At 74.1% G+C, this 14,590-nt stretch carries 15 protein-coding genes; 9 read left to right on the forward strand and 6 right to left on the reverse strand.

Translation table 11 applies throughout. From position 1 onward, the window contains the following. Positions 1–2: 2 nt before the first annotated feature. Positions 3–1,223 carry a serine hydrolase domain-containing protein gene (locus ACIQ6Y_RS35435; RefSeq protein ID WP_404045805.1) on the reverse strand — a complete coding sequence of 407 codons (1,221 nt, stop codon included), beginning with the start codon at positions 1,221–1,223 and terminating at the stop codon, positions 3–5. Between the two features lie 36 nt (positions 1,224–1,259). Next, on the reverse strand, positions 1,260–2,156 hold the full coding sequence (locus ACIQ6Y_RS35440; RefSeq protein ID WP_404045808.1) for an alpha/beta hydrolase: 897 nt from the start codon (positions 2,154–2,156) through the stop codon (positions 1,260–1,262). Between the two features lie 107 nt (positions 2,157–2,263). On the opposite strand from ACIQ6Y_RS35440, the gene ACIQ6Y_RS35445 reads away from it, so the two are divergent. From ACIQ6Y_RS35445 to ACIQ6Y_RS35455, 3 genes are all read left to right on the forward strand, one after another. After that, entirely contained in the window at positions 2,264–3,301 is a 1,038-nt protein-coding gene (locus ACIQ6Y_RS35445) for a helix-turn-helix domain-containing protein (RefSeq protein ID WP_404045811.1), read from the forward strand. A 76-nt stretch (positions 3,302–3,377) separates the two neighbouring features. Beyond that, complete coding sequence (locus tag ACIQ6Y_RS35450; RefSeq protein ID WP_404045814.1) at positions 3,378–4,274, forward strand: LysR substrate-binding domain-containing protein; 897 nt, start codon at positions 3,378–3,380, stop codon at positions 4,272–4,274. A 66-nt stretch (positions 4,275–4,340) separates the two neighbouring features. Next, a complete protein-coding gene (locus ACIQ6Y_RS35455) occupies positions 4,341–4,532 on the forward strand; it encodes a hypothetical protein (RefSeq protein WP_404045817.1) in 192 nt (63 codons plus the stop codon). Positions 4,533–4,543: 11 nt separating this feature from the next. On the opposite strand, the gene ACIQ6Y_RS35460 is transcribed toward ACIQ6Y_RS35455, so the two are convergent. Further along, positions 4,544–5,032: a GNAT family N-acetyltransferase gene (locus tag ACIQ6Y_RS35460; protein WP_404045820.1), complete on the reverse strand. Its 489-nt coding sequence runs from the start codon at positions 5,030–5,032 to the stop codon at positions 4,544–4,546. 28 nt (positions 5,033–5,060) lie between these two features. Between ACIQ6Y_RS35460 and ACIQ6Y_RS35465 the strand changes: the two genes are divergently transcribed. From ACIQ6Y_RS35465 to ACIQ6Y_RS35485, 5 genes are all read left to right on the forward strand, one after another. Next, a complete protein-coding gene (locus ACIQ6Y_RS35465) occupies positions 5,061–5,651 on the forward strand; it encodes a helix-turn-helix domain-containing protein (protein ID WP_404045823.1) in 591 nt (196 codons plus the stop codon). Further along, on the forward strand, positions 5,648–6,925 hold the full coding sequence (locus ACIQ6Y_RS35470; protein ID WP_404045826.1) for an MFS transporter: 1,278 nt from the start codon (positions 5,648–5,650) through the stop codon (positions 6,923–6,925). Before ACIQ6Y_RS35465 ends, ACIQ6Y_RS35470 begins: the two co-directional genes overlap by 4 nt. Positions 6,926–7,007: 82 nt before the next feature. Further along, complete coding sequence (locus ACIQ6Y_RS35475; protein ID WP_404045829.1) at positions 7,008–9,809, forward strand: CHAT domain-containing protein; 2,802 nt, start codon at positions 7,008–7,010, stop codon at positions 9,807–9,809. A gap of 64 nt (positions 9,810–9,873) precedes the next feature. Further along, positions 9,874–11,475 carry a hypothetical protein gene (locus tag ACIQ6Y_RS35480; protein ID WP_404045832.1) on the forward strand — a complete coding sequence of 534 codons (1,602 nt, stop codon included), beginning with the start codon at positions 9,874–9,876 and terminating at the stop codon, positions 11,473–11,475. Between the two features lie 29 nt (positions 11,476–11,504). Next, positions 11,505–12,302 carry a VOC family protein gene (locus ACIQ6Y_RS35485; protein WP_404045835.1) on the forward strand — a complete coding sequence of 266 codons (798 nt, stop codon included), beginning with the start codon at positions 11,505–11,507 and terminating at the stop codon, positions 12,300–12,302. Between the two features lie 30 nt (positions 12,303–12,332). Here the strand turns inward: ACIQ6Y_RS35485 and ACIQ6Y_RS35490 are convergent, their stop codons facing one another. The 3 genes from ACIQ6Y_RS35490 to ACIQ6Y_RS35500 all read right to left on the reverse strand — a co-directional run bounded on the left by ACIQ6Y_RS35490 (position 12,333) and on the right by ACIQ6Y_RS35500 (position 13,522). Continuing rightward, positions 12,333–12,608, reverse strand: coding sequence for a helix-turn-helix domain-containing protein (locus tag ACIQ6Y_RS35490; protein ID WP_404045838.1), 276 nt, complete (start codon positions 12,606–12,608; stop codon positions 12,333–12,335). Continuing rightward, positions 12,608–13,105 (reverse strand): DUF2975 domain-containing protein, encoded by a 498-nt coding sequence (locus ACIQ6Y_RS35495; protein WP_404045841.1) that lies wholly within the window; start codon positions 13,103–13,105, stop codon positions 12,608–12,610. The genes ACIQ6Y_RS35490 and ACIQ6Y_RS35495 overlap by 1 nt, the downstream gene beginning before the upstream one ends. Before the next feature lie 75 nt (positions 13,106–13,180). After that, the gene (locus ACIQ6Y_RS35500; protein ID WP_404045844.1) at positions 13,181–13,522 is read right to left on the reverse strand and encodes a winged helix-turn-helix transcriptional regulator; all 342 of its coding nucleotides are present in this window, start codon (positions 13,520–13,522) and stop codon (positions 13,181–13,183) included. 40 nt (positions 13,523–13,562) lie between these two features. On the opposite strand from ACIQ6Y_RS35500, the gene ACIQ6Y_RS35505 reads away from it, so the two are divergent. After that, a complete protein-coding gene (locus ACIQ6Y_RS35505) occupies positions 13,563–14,120 on the forward strand; it encodes a carboxymuconolactone decarboxylase family protein (protein ID WP_404045847.1) in 558 nt (185 codons plus the stop codon). The last annotated feature ends 470 nt before the right edge of the window (positions 14,121–14,590 follow it).

Here is a 14,590-nt window from a genome sequence, read left to right on the forward strand (position 1 = left end):
CGTCAAGAGGAGCGATCGCCGCACAGTGCCTGCTCCTCCAGCGCCGCAAGCGCCTTGTCGATGGGGTGCGGCTGCGGCTGTCCCGAGGCGTCCAGGCGGTTCCACCGGGCGAGGTTCACCGCAACGGACATCTGGCGCCGGCCGTCGGCCCGTGTGAAGGACAGCGTGCCGGCGCCCCAGGCGCTGCCGTCGTGGCCCCAGAAGGTGCCGCAGCCCGGGATGTCCCTGCGGTGCAGGCCGAGGCCGTACTCGACGGTCGAGCCGTCCAGGGCCACGACCGGGATCGTGCGCTGCATCTCGGCCAGCGAGGACCTGCTGACGATCTCGCCGGCGAGGAGTTTGCCGTAGAAGCGGTCGAGGTCCGCCATGGTCGACACCAGGCCGGCGCCGGTCGTCACCCAGGACATGTTGTAGACGCTGTAGTCGCGCGGCGGGTCGATCGCGCCGTGCAGGGACTCGTACATCCGCGGGTGCGGGCCCTCGATGCGCGGGCCGTCCGGGAAGGAGGTGTGGCGCAGCCCGGCGCGCCGGATGACATGGCGGGTGATGTACTCCTCGGCGGGCAGGCCGGTGACCTTCTCCAGCAGCTCGCCGAGGAGCAGGTAGTTGGTGTTGGAGTACACGCCGGTGGGGCCTCCGGGCTCACCGGTGGGAGGTGCCGAGAGGCCGAGCTCGATCAGCTCGGCCCGGCTGAACTGCCGGAACCGGTTGTCGTCCAGGCTCTGCGGCGACATGACCTTCAGGGACGGGAAGGCGTAGGCGATGTGGTCGGGGATGCCGCTGGTGTGGTTCAGCAGCATCCGTACCGTGATCCGCTGTCCGCGCTCCCCCGGCACCAGGTGCGGCAGGTAGCCGCCGATCGGCGCGTCGAGGTCGATCCGGCCACGCTCGACCTGCTGCATCACCGCCGCCGCGGTGAAAGTCTTGGTCATGCTGCCGACGCGGTGCCGCATGCCGGGGGTGACGGGGCGGCCGGTGCGGACGTCGGCGACCCCCGAGGCGCCGCGCCAGACGCCGCCCGCGTCGCGTACCTCGGCAAAGACGCCGGGCATGCCCGCGCGATGGAGGTCGTCCAGCGCGGACTTGAGGGCCGCGGCATCCGCGACGGGGGCCACGGCTGTTGTCGAGGCCGCGGTCGCGTCCGGCGCGGGCGCCGCCGCCACCGTGCCCGCGCAGACTCCGAGCGCCGTCGCGCTCGCGCAGAGGGCCAGTCGGATGTTCATCAAGGCGTCCGTCCTTTCCTGATCGGTGACTTGGGCTCACGGAGCCAGCGCGCGGCGCAGCACGGCGCCGAGTTCGGCGATCTGCCGTTGCGAGACCTCCGCGGACAGCAGGGCCTGCGAACCGTGGAACGTGCCCGCCCACTGGTGGAGTTCGACGGACACGCCGGACCGCAGCAGGCGCAGGGCGTAGTCGAGGTCGTCGTCGCGGTTGGGGTCGAACTCGGCGGTGGAGACGTAGGCCGGGGGCAGGCCGGACAGGTCGTCGGCCCGCGCGGGGGCGGCGTAGGGGGTGGCGGGCCGGGAGCCGAGGTAGTGCCCCCACGACTGGGCGATCTTGTCGCGGTTCACCCAGGGCGTGTCGGTGAAGGTGCGCTGCGACCAGACCTCCTGCCGGTCGTCGAGCTGGGCCTGGTTGAGGACCTGGAAGCAGATGGCGGGCCCCTGCTCGTCACGGGCGCGCAGCGCGAGCGCGGCCGCGAGTCCGCCGCCCGCGCTGTGCCCGCCGACGGCGATCCGCTCGGGGTCGACGCCGAGTTCGGCGGCGTGCTCGGCGGTCCAGGCGAGTACGGCGTAGGCGTCGTCCAGGGCGGCGGGGAACGGGTCCTCGGGGGCCAGGCGGTAGCTCACGGAGATCACCACCGCGCCCGAGCCGTGCGCGAGCCGGGCGGCCCACGGGTGCTCGGTGCGCGCATCACCCATGACGAATCCACCGCCGTGCAGCCACAGGACGGCTCCCTGCGGCTGTCGGGGGCGGTAGACGCGCACCTGCACGTCCGGGTCGGCGGGCACCGTGCGGTCCTCGACTTCCAGATCGCCGGTGTCCGGGGCGGGCACCGCGGCGGCCAGCTCGGCGAGAGCCTTGCGTGCGGTGACCGGGTCGGTGAAGTCGGCGCGGGGGAACAGCGGGATGAATGCTTCGAGTTCGGGATCCATGACGGCCATCCTCGGGGCGGCGGCGGAAAAGATCATCCGCCGTCCGTCGCCCATCCCGCCCGGTTCGCGCGCCGAACGGCGCCCGCCCTCCGCTCTATGCTGCGGGCATGGAGGCACTGGCCGTACGGCTGTCGGGACTTGATCCGTATGTCGATGGCGCGATCCGCATCGTCGCGTTCTACGACACGCTGATGCGCCGGCGCGTGGACCTGCCCGCGCTCGCCCGGGCGTCGGCGGGGCTCGCCGAGTGCGTGGCCGCGATACGGCTGCACGGCACGGGCCGGACGATCCGCATGGCCCCCGACGGCACGGCCGCCCCCGCCCCGGAGTCCCCCGCCACCAGCACGGCGCCGATCACCCTCGACGAGGAGGAGATCGGCACGGTGTGGCTGGAGCGGTCCGGGGCCGTGACGAACGCGCTCGACGACGTGGTCCTGGACCGGCTGGCCCTCGCCGTCACGGCGGCCGTGGAACGGTACGGCCCGGCCCGCACCACGATGGCCGACCCGGCGCTCGTCGAGCTGGTGGTCAGCGCCGACACCGACGAGGCGGCCCGGGCGCGGGCGCTGCGCCTGCTGGGGTTCGCCGCCGATGTGCCGGTCCGGGTCGTCGCCGTGCGCCCAGGGCCCGCACTGGACCGGATCGGCGCGCTGGTCTGCGCGGGCCGGCCGGTGAAGGCGGCGCCGCTCGCGGACGTCGGTGTCCTGCTGGCCACCACCGTGGACGCGGCCCGCTTCCCTGCGGACGTGCGCGCGGGCATCGGCGCCGCCTCGGCGCCCGCCCTGTCCTGGCGCCAGGCCCGCACCGCACTGCGCTTCACCACCCCGCGCGAACCCGTCGTCCAGCATGCCGACCTGGGCGCGCTGGCCCTGCTCGCCGAGCTGCCGCCGGAGGCCCTGCGGGCCAACCCGGACGTGGCGGCGATCGCCCGCGTCGCGTCCGGCGCCGACGACCTGTCGACCCTGGACGCCTACTGCACCACCGGCTCCCTGCGCCGCGCGGCCGATCTCCTCCACCTCCACCACAGCAGCGTCGCCCGCCGTGTCGACCAGCTCGGCAAGGCTCTCGCGCTGGACCTCACCGACCCCGCGGGCCTGACGCGGGCCAAGCTGGCCCTCGCGGCGTGGCGGCTGCTCGGCGACTGAGGTCCGCCGGCTCGGCCGCGCCGCTGTCCCGCCTAAGATCGCTGTGCCGTGATGACTCCCCGAGGGCGCGAGGGCCATGGATCTGAACACGCTGAGGCAGTTCCTGGCGGTGGCGCGGCTGGAGCATCTCAGTCGCGCGGCCGATGAACTGCGCGTCGCCCAGCCGTCGTTGAGCCGTACCATCGCGCGTCTGGAGAGCGAGCTGGGCACCCCGCTGTTCGACCGGGCGGGACGGCTGCGGCTGAACCAGGCGGGTGCGCTCTTCCGGGACCATGTCGAGCGGGCGCTCGGCGAGCTGGAGGCGGGGCGGCGGGCCGTCGCCGAGGTCGGCGGTGAGGGCTTCGGGCCGGTTCGGCTGGCGTCGGAGACGTTCCTGACGGTCACCGGGCCGCTCGCGGCGTTCAAGCGCGCCCACCCTTCCGTCGAGGTCGAGCTGCATCAGCTGACGGCCGCGGAGATGGCCCGGGCCCTGCGGGCGCAGGACGTCGACCTCTGCGTCGCCTCACAGCCGCTGCCCGCCGAAGGCCTGGAGACGGCCCGGCTGCTCGACGAACAGGTCTGGCTGGTCACGCCGCTCGGCCATCCGCTGGCGGACCGCACCTCGGTGAGGGTCGCCGAGCTCGCCGACCAGCCCTTCGTCACCACCCGCAAGGGACACTGGCAACGCCGCCTGCTGGACCGGCTCTTCGCCGCCGAGGACCTCACCCCGAGGATCGTCTGCGAGGGCGACGAACCGAGCGCGGTCGCGGACCTGATCCAGGCCGGCCTCGGCGTCGGCCTCATCCCGGACATGGCCCGGGGCACCGCCCTGAACCTCCCCGCCGCCTGGGTCGCCGTCGACAGCCCGGACTGCCGCCGCATCCTCGCTCTGCACTGGGGCGCCGACAGCCGGATGTCGAGCGCCGCGCGCCTGATGCGCACCCTGCTCCTCGACTGGAGCTGGGCGCGCGGTGAACCGTCGGGCCGCTCTTGACGTCACCCAGGGCAGCACGTGCCTGACATCATCAGCACGACCTGACGAACCCCAAGGCGGGCGAACTTGTTGACTCTGCTGCTGATCGGCGCCCTGGCCCTCGCCCTCGCGGGCTGCGCCTGCGCGATCTGGGCCGAACGCGGCGGCCCCCGCTGGGCCCACGTCGTGGGGCGGGCGACCGTCACGACGGGCGAGGTGCTGCCGGCTCTGCTCAAGAGCCACAAACGAGGCCGCCGCTCCTCCTCCGACGGCGACTAGACCGTCTGCCGTCAGGCCAGCGGCAGCCGCATCAGGGTCAGGTCGAGCCAGCGGCCGAACTTGACGCCGACCTCGGGGATCGTGCCGACGTGCAGGAAGCCGTGGCGTTCGTGGAGCCTGACGGAGGCGGTGTTCTCGGCCTCGATGCCGGCGATCATCACATGGTGGCCGGCCTCCCGGGCGGCGGTGATGAGGACGCCCAGCAGGGCGGACCCGATGCCGAGGCCGTGCCGGTCCTCGCGGACGTAGACCGAGTCCTCCACGCTGTGCCGGTAGCCCTCCTTCTCCCGCCACTGCCCGTAGACCGCGAAGCCGACGACCTCGCCGTCCGCCTCGGCGACGAAGGCGGAGCCGCGCTCCAGATGGGCTGCCAGCCAGGCCGCCCCCTCGGCGGGGGACTGCTGCGTGTCCGTCCACAGAGCCGTGGAGTGCGCGATCGCGTGGTTGCGGATCTCGCGCACGACCTCCGCGTCGGCGGGCCGCGCCGGACGCACGTCCACCACGCGACTCCTCTCGTATATTGGATTCATGTCCAACATAGTAGATCCCCTGGTGGGGCAGATCGCGGCCCGTGTCCGCACCGAGCGGGAGCGGCGCCGGTGGACTCTGGCGCAGCTCGCCGACGCCTCGGGGGTCTCGCAGGCGATGATCAGCCGGATCGAACGCGGCGAGAGCTCGCCCACGGCCGTCGTCCTGGGCAAGCTGTCGGCCGCTTTCCAGCTCAGCGTCGCCTCGCTGCTGGCCCTGGCCGAGGGGCAGCGGCAGGACGTCCCGGACTCGGCCGGGGTGCGCCGGTCGGGCGAGGCCGCCGAGTGGCGCGACCCCGACACCGGCTATCTGCGCCGGCAGATCAGCGGCCCGCACTTCCCCGCCGAGATCGCCGAGATCCGGCTCCCGGCCGGCGCCACGGTGCCGTATCCGGCCGCGGCCTTCGCTTTCGTACGCCAGGTGGTGTGGGTCCTCGACGGCCGGCTCACCTTCCACGACGGCGACACGGTCCATGAACTCGACGCCGGCGACACCATCGAACTCGGCGCGCCCGCCCCACGCGTCTTCGCCAACACCACGGACAGCGACTGCCGTTACGTGGTCGTCCTCATCCGCGGCCCCCAGCCGTGAGCGCAGACCTGCGCCGCGAGGACGCGTCCCACCCCGTGCCGCGACACCCGGCCGACCTCGCCGGGGACGACACACCTCGCGTCGCCGCGACGGGGACCCCGACTCCCCTGCCCGACGGCCTCGCCCGAGGCGGTGCCCCGCTGCTCGCCGGCATCGCCGGGGCGGCCATAGCGAACAACTACGCCCTCCAGCCCGCACTGGCGACGGTCGCGGCCGACCTGGGGGTTCCCCTGGCGGTGATCGGCCTCGTCCCCACGGCCGCGCTCGTCGGGTGTACGACCGGCTTCGCGCTGCTGCTGCCTCTCACCGACCATCTCGCGCCCAACCGCCTGGTCGCCGCGCAGCTCACGGCGCTGGCCGCCGCGCTCTGTCTCGCCGCGGCCGCGTCCGGCCCGGTCGTGCTGCTGGCCGCGTATCTGCTGATCGGCGCGGCCGCCGGGGTCGCGGCGCAGGCCGGGAGTATCGCGGGACGCCACGCGCCGGACGGGCGCCGGGGCCGGAGTGTCGCCACGGTCGCCGCCGGCATGTCGGCGGGCATCCTGCTGAGCCGCCTGGCGGGCGGCACCCTCGCCGACCTCCTCGGGTGGCGGCCGATGCTGCTCGTCTTCGCGGGGCTCGCCCTGGCGTGCGCGGCCGCCGCCGCGGTGCGCCTGCCCCGGCGACGGCCGAGGCCCGGCCGCGGGTACGGGGCCACGCTCGCCTCGCTCCCGCCGCTGCTGCGCGAGCATCCCGCGCTGCGGCGGGCGGTGGCGGCCGGAGGGCTCTGGTACATCGCGTTCAACCTGGTGTGGGTCACCCTCGCGCTCGCTCTGGCCCAGCCGCCGCACGACCTCGGCCCCACGTCCATCGGCCTGTACAGCCTGGCGGGGATGCTCGGGTTCGCCGTACTGCCGTACACCGGGCGGCTCACCGACCGGTACGGTCCGCGTACGGTGATCATCGCGGCCCTGCTGACGGCCGCGGCCGGCACCGCGGTGCTCGCCACCGGTCTCGACGCCCCGCTCGTCACCGCGTGCGGGCTCGCCCTGTTCGACGCCGGATGCTTCGCCGCGCAGGCCGCCAACCAGAGCCGCGTCATCGCGCTCGACCCCGAGCGCTCGGGCAGCCTCAGCAGCGTCTACCTCGTCCTCTACTTCACGATCGGCGCCCTCGGGACCGCCCTCGCCGCGCCGCTGCTGAACCTGATCGGCTGGCGGGGCACGGCCGCCACCGCACTCGGGGTGCTGCTGCTCGCCGCTGCCGTCGCACGGACGGGGCGCGTCGCCACGAAGTGACCCTCGGGATCGTGTGATTCCGCTGGTTGCCGGACCCGGGCACCGCTACTGTCGCCGCGGGGCGGACGTACGGAGAGTCACGATGGACGAGCAGGAGCGGCGGCGGCGCCAGGATCTGGTCGTCGCCCGCATCGACCGGGTGCAGGAGTCGGGGCGCTTCGACGCGGCGCTGGAGGACGAGGCGCTCGCGGAGGCGGCGCTGCTGCGGGAGGACACCGAGGACCCGACCTCGTGGTTCCTTCTCGGCTGGCTGCACCTCTACCGGTACGGCGGCGACACCAGCGACCGGGCCCAACTGGAGCTGGCGGTGGAGATGTTCCTGCCGTGCATGTTCAGCGACATCGAGGTCGGCGACTTCCCGGAGGAGATCCTGCCGCGGCTGGTCGAGGAGGCCACGGACGCCGTCACGGCGCGCACCCGCGAGCTCGGTGAATCGCTGGACGCGGCCGACCACGACGAACTCGTCGCGCTCTGGGACCGGCTCCTCGACTTCGTCCCGCCGGACGACCCCGAACGGCCCGCCCTGTTGGGGAATCTCGCCACCTCGCTGAACAGCAGGTTCGCCGCGTCGGGCGACACCCGCGACCTGGAGACGGCGATCGGGCACTTCCGTACGGTGCTGTCGTACGACCTGTCCCCGTCGGACCGGGCGATCTCCCTGACGAACCTGGGCACCGCCCTGAGCGACCGCTTCGACTGGTCGGGCGACTCCGCCGACCTCGACGAGTCGGTCCGGCTGTCCCGGGAGGCGGTCGACCTCACACCCCCGGGCCACCGGCGCCGGGCCGTCTACATGGCGAACCTCGGCTCGGCCCTCGGGGTCTCCTTCCAGCGCACGCTCGACCCGGCGACGGCCGACGAGGCCGTCCGGTGGCTGCGCCGCGCCCGGGAACTCGCCGCAGGCGACGAACTCCAGCAGGTCAGATGCCTGTCCAACCTCGGCCTGCTGTTCGGTCTGCGCTATGCGGCCTTCGGTGACGACGCCGATCTGGACGCCGCGGAGGCCGCGTTGCGGGAGGGGGTCACGCTCGCCCCGCAGCACCCGGACAGCGGTTCGATGTTCACCAGCCTGGGCGGCGTCCACATCCAGCGCTTCCAGGCGTCGGGGCGGCGCGAGGAGCTGGACGAGGCCGTCACCGCCTACCGGCAGGCGGTCGCGTCGGCCCCGGACGGCCATCCGGAGCGCAGCCGCCACCTCGGCGCTCTGGGCATGGCCCTCGCGATGCGCGCGGAGCTGGGCGGGCCGGGCGCGGCCGACGACGAGCGGGAGGCGATCGACAGGTTCCGGGCCGCGGTCGACCACCTCTCCGCGTCCCCGTCGCAGCGGCTGGCGGTCGCCAACGTCGCCGGGGTGCTGCTCGGCGACCGCCGCCCGACCGAGGCCGCGGGATTCCTGGAGCTGGCGGTACGTCTGCTGCCGCAGACCGTCGCCGCGCGCAGCCTGGGACGCTCCGACCAGCTGCATGGACTGGGCCTGCACGCCGGGCTCGCCGCGGACGCCGCCGCGCTGGTGCTGCGCGACCCGCGGCGGCCGGACTCCCGGCGCCGCGAGGACGCCCTGCAACTGCTGGAAGCGGGGCGGGCCGTGCTGTACGCCCGGGCCCTGGAGACCCGCGACGACGTGACCGCGCTGCGCGAGTCGCACCCGGACGCCGCCGAGCGGTTCAGCGCGCTGCGCAATCTCCTCGACCAGCCGCTCGCCCCGGCCGAGCGCCGTGAACTGGCCGACCGGTGGGAGGCGTTGCTCGCCGAGATCCGGTCCCTGCCCGGCCAGTCCTCCTTCGCCCGGCCCCCGGCCCTGGCGGACCTGCTCGCGCAGACGGGCTCCGGTCCGATCGCGACGCTCAACGTCAGCCGGTTCGGCTCGGACGCGCTGCTGCTCACCCGGGACGGCCTCACCCGCGTGCCGCTTCCCGGGCTCCGCCACGAGGAGGTCCTCGGGCGCATCGACGTGTTCCTCGCCGCGCTGCGCCGCACGGCGCGGGCCCGTGACCGGGACGCCCTGCGCGCCGCCCAGGCCGAGATCACCGAGACGCTGGCCTGGCTGTGGGACACCGTCACGGGACCGGTCCTGGCCGCGCTGGGGCACGACCGCCCGCTCCCGCCGGCCACGCCTCCGGAGGAGTGGCCCCGGGTCTGGTGGGCGCCCGGCGGGCTGCTCGGCATGTTCCCGCTGCACGCCTCCGGCCGTCACGACGGCTCGGGCGACGCCGTCCTGGACCGGGTCGTGTCCTCCTACACACCCACGATCGGGGCGCTGCGGCACGCCCGCCGGCGGCGTCTGCCGGACCGGCCGGGACCGGCCCTGGTCGTCGCCATGCCCACCACGCCCGGTGTTCCCGGGCGGCTCACCTTCGTGGGCGTCGAGGCCGCGCTCGTCGCGCAGGCGCTGCCCGGCTCCTTCGCCCCGCCCGAGCCGACGACCGGCAAGGTCCTGGAGCTGCTGCCGCGGCACGCCGTCGCCCACTTCGCCTGCCACGGCGTCAGCGATCCCGCCGACCCGTCCCACAGCCGGCTGCTGCTGCACGACCACGCCACGCGCCCGCTGACCGTCGCCTCCCTCACATCGGTGCGGCTGGATCGCGCGCATCTGGCCTATCTCTCGGCCTGTTCGACCGCCCGCTCCGACGACACGGGCCTCGCCGACGAGTCCCTCCACCTCGCGTCCGCCTTCCAACTGGCGGGCTATCCCCATGTGGTGGGCACGCTCTGGCCGGTCGACGACCGTGTCGCCACCCGCGCCGCCCACGTCTTCTACCCGGCCTACGCCCGTCTGGGCCCGGCCCATGCGGCGGCCGCCCTCCATCACGCCGTCCGCACCCTGCGCACGGACGCGGTCTCCGTCCCTTCCCTGTGGGCGACCCACGTCCACGCGGGTGCCTGACACCTGACCGTCGTAGGCGCAAAATCCCGAGCCGGACGGCGGGGCGGGCGGTCAGGATGGGCCGGTGAACGATGTCCTGTCCGGGCTCGCCGCCCGTCCGGCCCTGCCCTCCTCCCTGGTCGACCGGCTGATCGCCGTCGCGGACCCCGACCTGGCGGTCGCGCTCGCCCTCCGTACGGATCTGAGCCGCGCGCAGGTGGCCGCGCTCGCCGCGTGCAGTGAGGATGCTGCCGAACAGCTGGCGTACGAGGGCCGGTTGACGGCTGGCGATGTCGACCCGGTGGCGCGGCCGGGCGTCGCGCTCGCCCTGCTGGATGCGGGGGCGGGCCGGCCGGAGTGGGCGCGCGCGTTCGCCCGCGACCCGGTGGTGGCGCGCCGGGAGCGGCTGGCCGCCTGCCGCGGGCTGCCCGCCGATGTGGTGGAGACGCTCGCCGCCGACCCGGACGTACGCGTCGTCGCGGAACTCGCGCTGTGGGCCGCACCGGAGGTCGCCGCACGGCTCGCGGGGCATCCGCATGCCGAGGTGCGGCGCGCGGTGGCCTCGAACGAGGACACGCCTCCGGCCGTCCTGAGGATGCTGCTCTCGGGTCAGGGACTCGCCCCGGCGGTGCGGTGTCTGGTCTGCGACCGTGAGGAGCCGCCGTACGTGCACCCGCGCGACTGTCCCCGGCTCGACTGCGACCTTCGCTCGGGGGCCGCCTGCGACGGCTCCCACGTGTCCACGGTCTTCGACATCCAGCAGCTGGCCCTGCGGAATCCGGCCACGCCGACCGGCGCCGTCGTGCCCTTCGCAGACCACCCGTCGGCGCTGCTGCGCCGGGAACTGGCCGCCCGCCCGGATCTGCCCGCGTCCGTAGCCCCCCGCCTCGCCGGCGACCCGGTGCCCGGGGTGCGCTCCACGCTCGCCGGGAATCCGGCCGCCGACGCCGCTGTGCTGCGCGCACTGGCCGATGACCGGGACCCGGAGGTACGCCGCTGTGTGGCGCACCATCCGCGGGTGCCGCTCGATGTGCTGATCCGCGTCGCGGGCGCCACCAGGATCGGCCCGACGGCGCTGCCGCGGGTGTCCGCCGCCTCCACGGCGGAGGTAGCGGAGCTGGCCGCCTCGACTCAGCCGGCGGTACGGATGCTCGTGGCGGTCCGCCGGAACCTGCCGGACGGCGTCCGCGACGCGCTGGCCGACGACGGCGACGCCAAGGTCGCCAAGTCCGTCGCGTCCCACCCGGGCCTGTCCGAGGCGCGGCTGCGCGCGATGGTGGACCGGCACGGCGTCCAGGTCGCCTCCGGGGTGGCGGCCAACCCGGACGCGTCCCCCGCGCTGCTGGAGGAGCTGGCGCGGCAGCGGCCCCCGGCGAAGAGGGCGCTGCGCGAGATCGCGGGGCATCCCCGTGCGACGGCCACGGCCCTGCTCGCGTGTCTGGCCGACGGGCGGGTCAGGCGCGTCGCCGCCGCGCACCCGGCGCTGCCGCCGCGGACGCTCGTGGAGCTGCTCGGCGACGAGGACGGGCAGGTGGTCGAGGCGGCTGCCGCGAACCCCGCGCTGCCTTTGCGGGAGGCCCTGCGTGTGGTCGGGACGGCTGCCGCGAACCCCTCGCTCCCCTGGCGGGAGGCCCTGCGCGGCGCAGGGTTGTCGCCGTGCGAGGGGGACGGGCCGGTGTCAGGCTGAGGTGGCAACGACCTGCGAAGGGACTCTTCATGATCACCACCGACTTCGTCGCCGGTTCCCCCTGTTGGCTCGACCTCGGCACCCCCGACGTGCCCGCCGCCGCGGCGTTCTACGGCACCGTCCTGGGCTGGGAGTACGAGGCCATGGAAGGCGGCGAGGACATGGAGGGCGGGATGTTCCGCAGGGACGGCCGCCTCGTCGCCGGGCTGGGCAAGCTCACCGAGGCGGGCGCGCGGTCGGCCTGGATGGTCTACTACTGCGTCACCGACGCGGACGCCACGACCCGCGCGGTCCAACAGGCCGGCGGCACGGTCCGGGTGGCCCCCATGGAGCTCGAGGAGTGGGGCCGCATGGCGCAGTACAGCGACCCGCTCGGCGCCCAGTTCGCCGTCTGGCAGCCGGGCTCGCACCGGGGCGTGGAGCTGGTGGACGCACCCGGCTCGCTGTCCTGGACCGAGCTGTACACGAGCGACGCCGCCGGCGCGAAGGACTTCTACAGCAAGGTGTTCGGCTGGCAGTACAGCGACATGCAACTGCCGGGCGGGGGCGGCACGTACACCCTGATCACGCCCGCGGGGCAGACCGAGGAGCGGATGCAGGGCGGCCTCATGGAGATGCCGAAGGAGCACCTCACCCTGACGAACGGGCGGCCGTACTGGCACCCGGTCTTCGACGTCGAGGACTGCGACGCCGCGGTCGCCCGCCTCAAGGAGAAGGGCGGCACCGTGCAGATGGGCCCGGACGACGCGGAGGGCGTCGGCCGGCTCGCCGTCTGCCTGGACCCGGCGAACGCGGACTTCGTGGTCCTGAAGCCTGCCCAGCGCTGACCTGGCGGTACGGCCCTTCTCGTACGGTCCTCAGGCCCGGCCGCCCTCGGCGACCGCGGGAGCCGCATCCGCCACCGGCTCCGGCTCGGGTTCCGGCTCCGGCTCGGGTTCCCAGCGCAGCAGATCCCCCGGCTGACAGTCCAGCACCTCGCACAGCGCGGCGAGAGTCGTGAAGCGGACCGCCTTGGCGCGGCCGTTCTTCAGGACCGCCAGGTTGGCCGGGGTGATGCCCACGCGCTCGGCGAGTTCGCCCACGGACATCTTGCGCCGGGCCAGCATCACGTCGATGTCGACGGCGATCGACATCAGATCACCCCGGCCAGCTCGGCCTGCATGCGTGTGGCCTCGACGTCGCGGGCCACAGCCTGGGCGAGCAGCATCCGCAGCACCAGCACGACCAGCGCGACGCCCATGACGGCCAGCGCGGCCCCGCAGATCAGCAGCACGATCCCGGGTGCCACCGCCTCGCCGGGGGCCAGGACGACGGCGAGCGCGAACACCAGCAGGGCCGCCGCGCCGAAGGCACCGGTCACGACATCGACGTAGCGGAAGGCGGCCGGCGAGAACACCGTGCCGCGCCGCACCATCGTCACCAGCCGCCATACGCACACCAGTACCACCTGGGCCGTGACGACGCCCAGCACGATGATCAGCAGAAGCGGTGTGCGAAGGTAGGCGTGGTCCGGGTCGAGCCCGTCCAGATGGAGGCCCAGCAGCGGCACCATCACCGCCTCCACGAACACCGATCCGGCGAGCAGCCCCACGAGAACGGCGCGCAGTGCGCGCACGGTCAGTTGTCCCATCACCCCTCCAGCGATCGACCTACGGTAAGAATCTATCGAAAGTCGATAGGCTGCGGCAACAGGTCGCCTGGGGGTTCACCCCTCCGCACTCCGGGGCCGCCAGTCGCTCGCCCACGCGTCGAGCGGTGCGAGGAGTTCGAGGAGAGCAGCGCCTTGCGCCGTGAGGGCGTAGCCGTCGCCGGTGTGCTCGACGAGGGCCGCCTCGCCCAGCTCGCGCAGCCGGGCGGCGAGGACACTCGACGAGACGTTGCCGCAACTCTGCTGGAGGCGGCGGAAGTTGGGCGTAATGCCGGTGCGCAGCTCCCACAGGATGCGCAGCACCCAGCGCCTGCCCAGCAGGTCGAGCAGCGCCATGACCGGGCGGCCGGTGTCCGAGCCGCGGACCGGACGGCCGGGCAGTGGGGCGGAGGACGTCATCTGCTTCCCTTTCCGAAGCAACAAAACTACCATCCCCGCCATGCCTCTGAATTCGAAGCAGCCGCGCATCGCCCCACTCGTGCCGCCCTACGACGACGAGGCCGGCGCCGCCCTCGAACAGCTCGGGCACGCCCCGATCCAGCTGTTCCGGGTGTGGGCCAGGCGGCCGGAGCTGGCCCGCGGCGTCGCGGCCTGGGGGCGCTACTACTTCTCGAAGCACGCCGCCCTGACGGTTCGTCAGCGCGAGCTGGTCATCGACCGGACGACAGCCCTGTGCGGCGCGGACTACGAATGGGGCGTGCACATCGCGGCCTTCGCAGAGAAGGCGGGGCTCACCGCGGACCAGGTCGCCTCACTGGCGCACGGCGGCCCGGACGACCCGTGCTGGGACGCCGCCGATCGGGCGCTGCTGCGGGCGGTCGACGAACTGCACACGACGTACGACCTCTCCGACCCGACCTGGACCGCCGCGACCGACGCGATCGGCGAGGACGCGGTCCTCGACCTCGTCATGGTCTGCGGCTGGTACCACGCCGTCTCGTTCGCCGTCCGGGCGCTGCGGCTGCCGCCGGAGCCGGGCACCTCTCCGATCGGCTGAGCCGACGGAGACGTCGAGGCGGAGCCGGCGGACCACCAGGGCGCTCCCCCAGGAGTCGGCCGAACCGGTCACGTGTGCGGTCACGTCAGCACCTCATCGGTCGTGGGTCGTTGACCCCGTGGAGCGTGTCCCCGGCCTTATGGTGCGTCAGGCAGAAGACGACAGACGGGACAACCGGAACGCGGCAGGCTGACCGGTTTCCGTCGCTTTGGCTGACCGACGGGCGGGCATCCTCATCCGGCGGGACGCATCCGGAACGGAAGGTGGCACCAGCGTGAAGAGTTCACCGCGCCTCCGGCCCCCTGCCGCGGCGGCACCGCGACCTCGCAAGGTCATATCCCCCATCTGACGGACGCAGCGGGCCGATCCGGCCCCGCGCCCCCCATTTCAGCCACCTGGCACGCGGCGTGGCTCGACCATGCCCGCACGCGCGCCCGCGGCATCCACACGTCAACCCTCCGTAACCGCAC

It is taken from the genome of Streptomyces sp. NPDC096205 (assembly GCF_044763135.1).
Classification (GTDB): Bacteria; Actinomycetota; Actinomycetes; order Streptomycetales; family Streptomycetaceae; genus Streptomyces.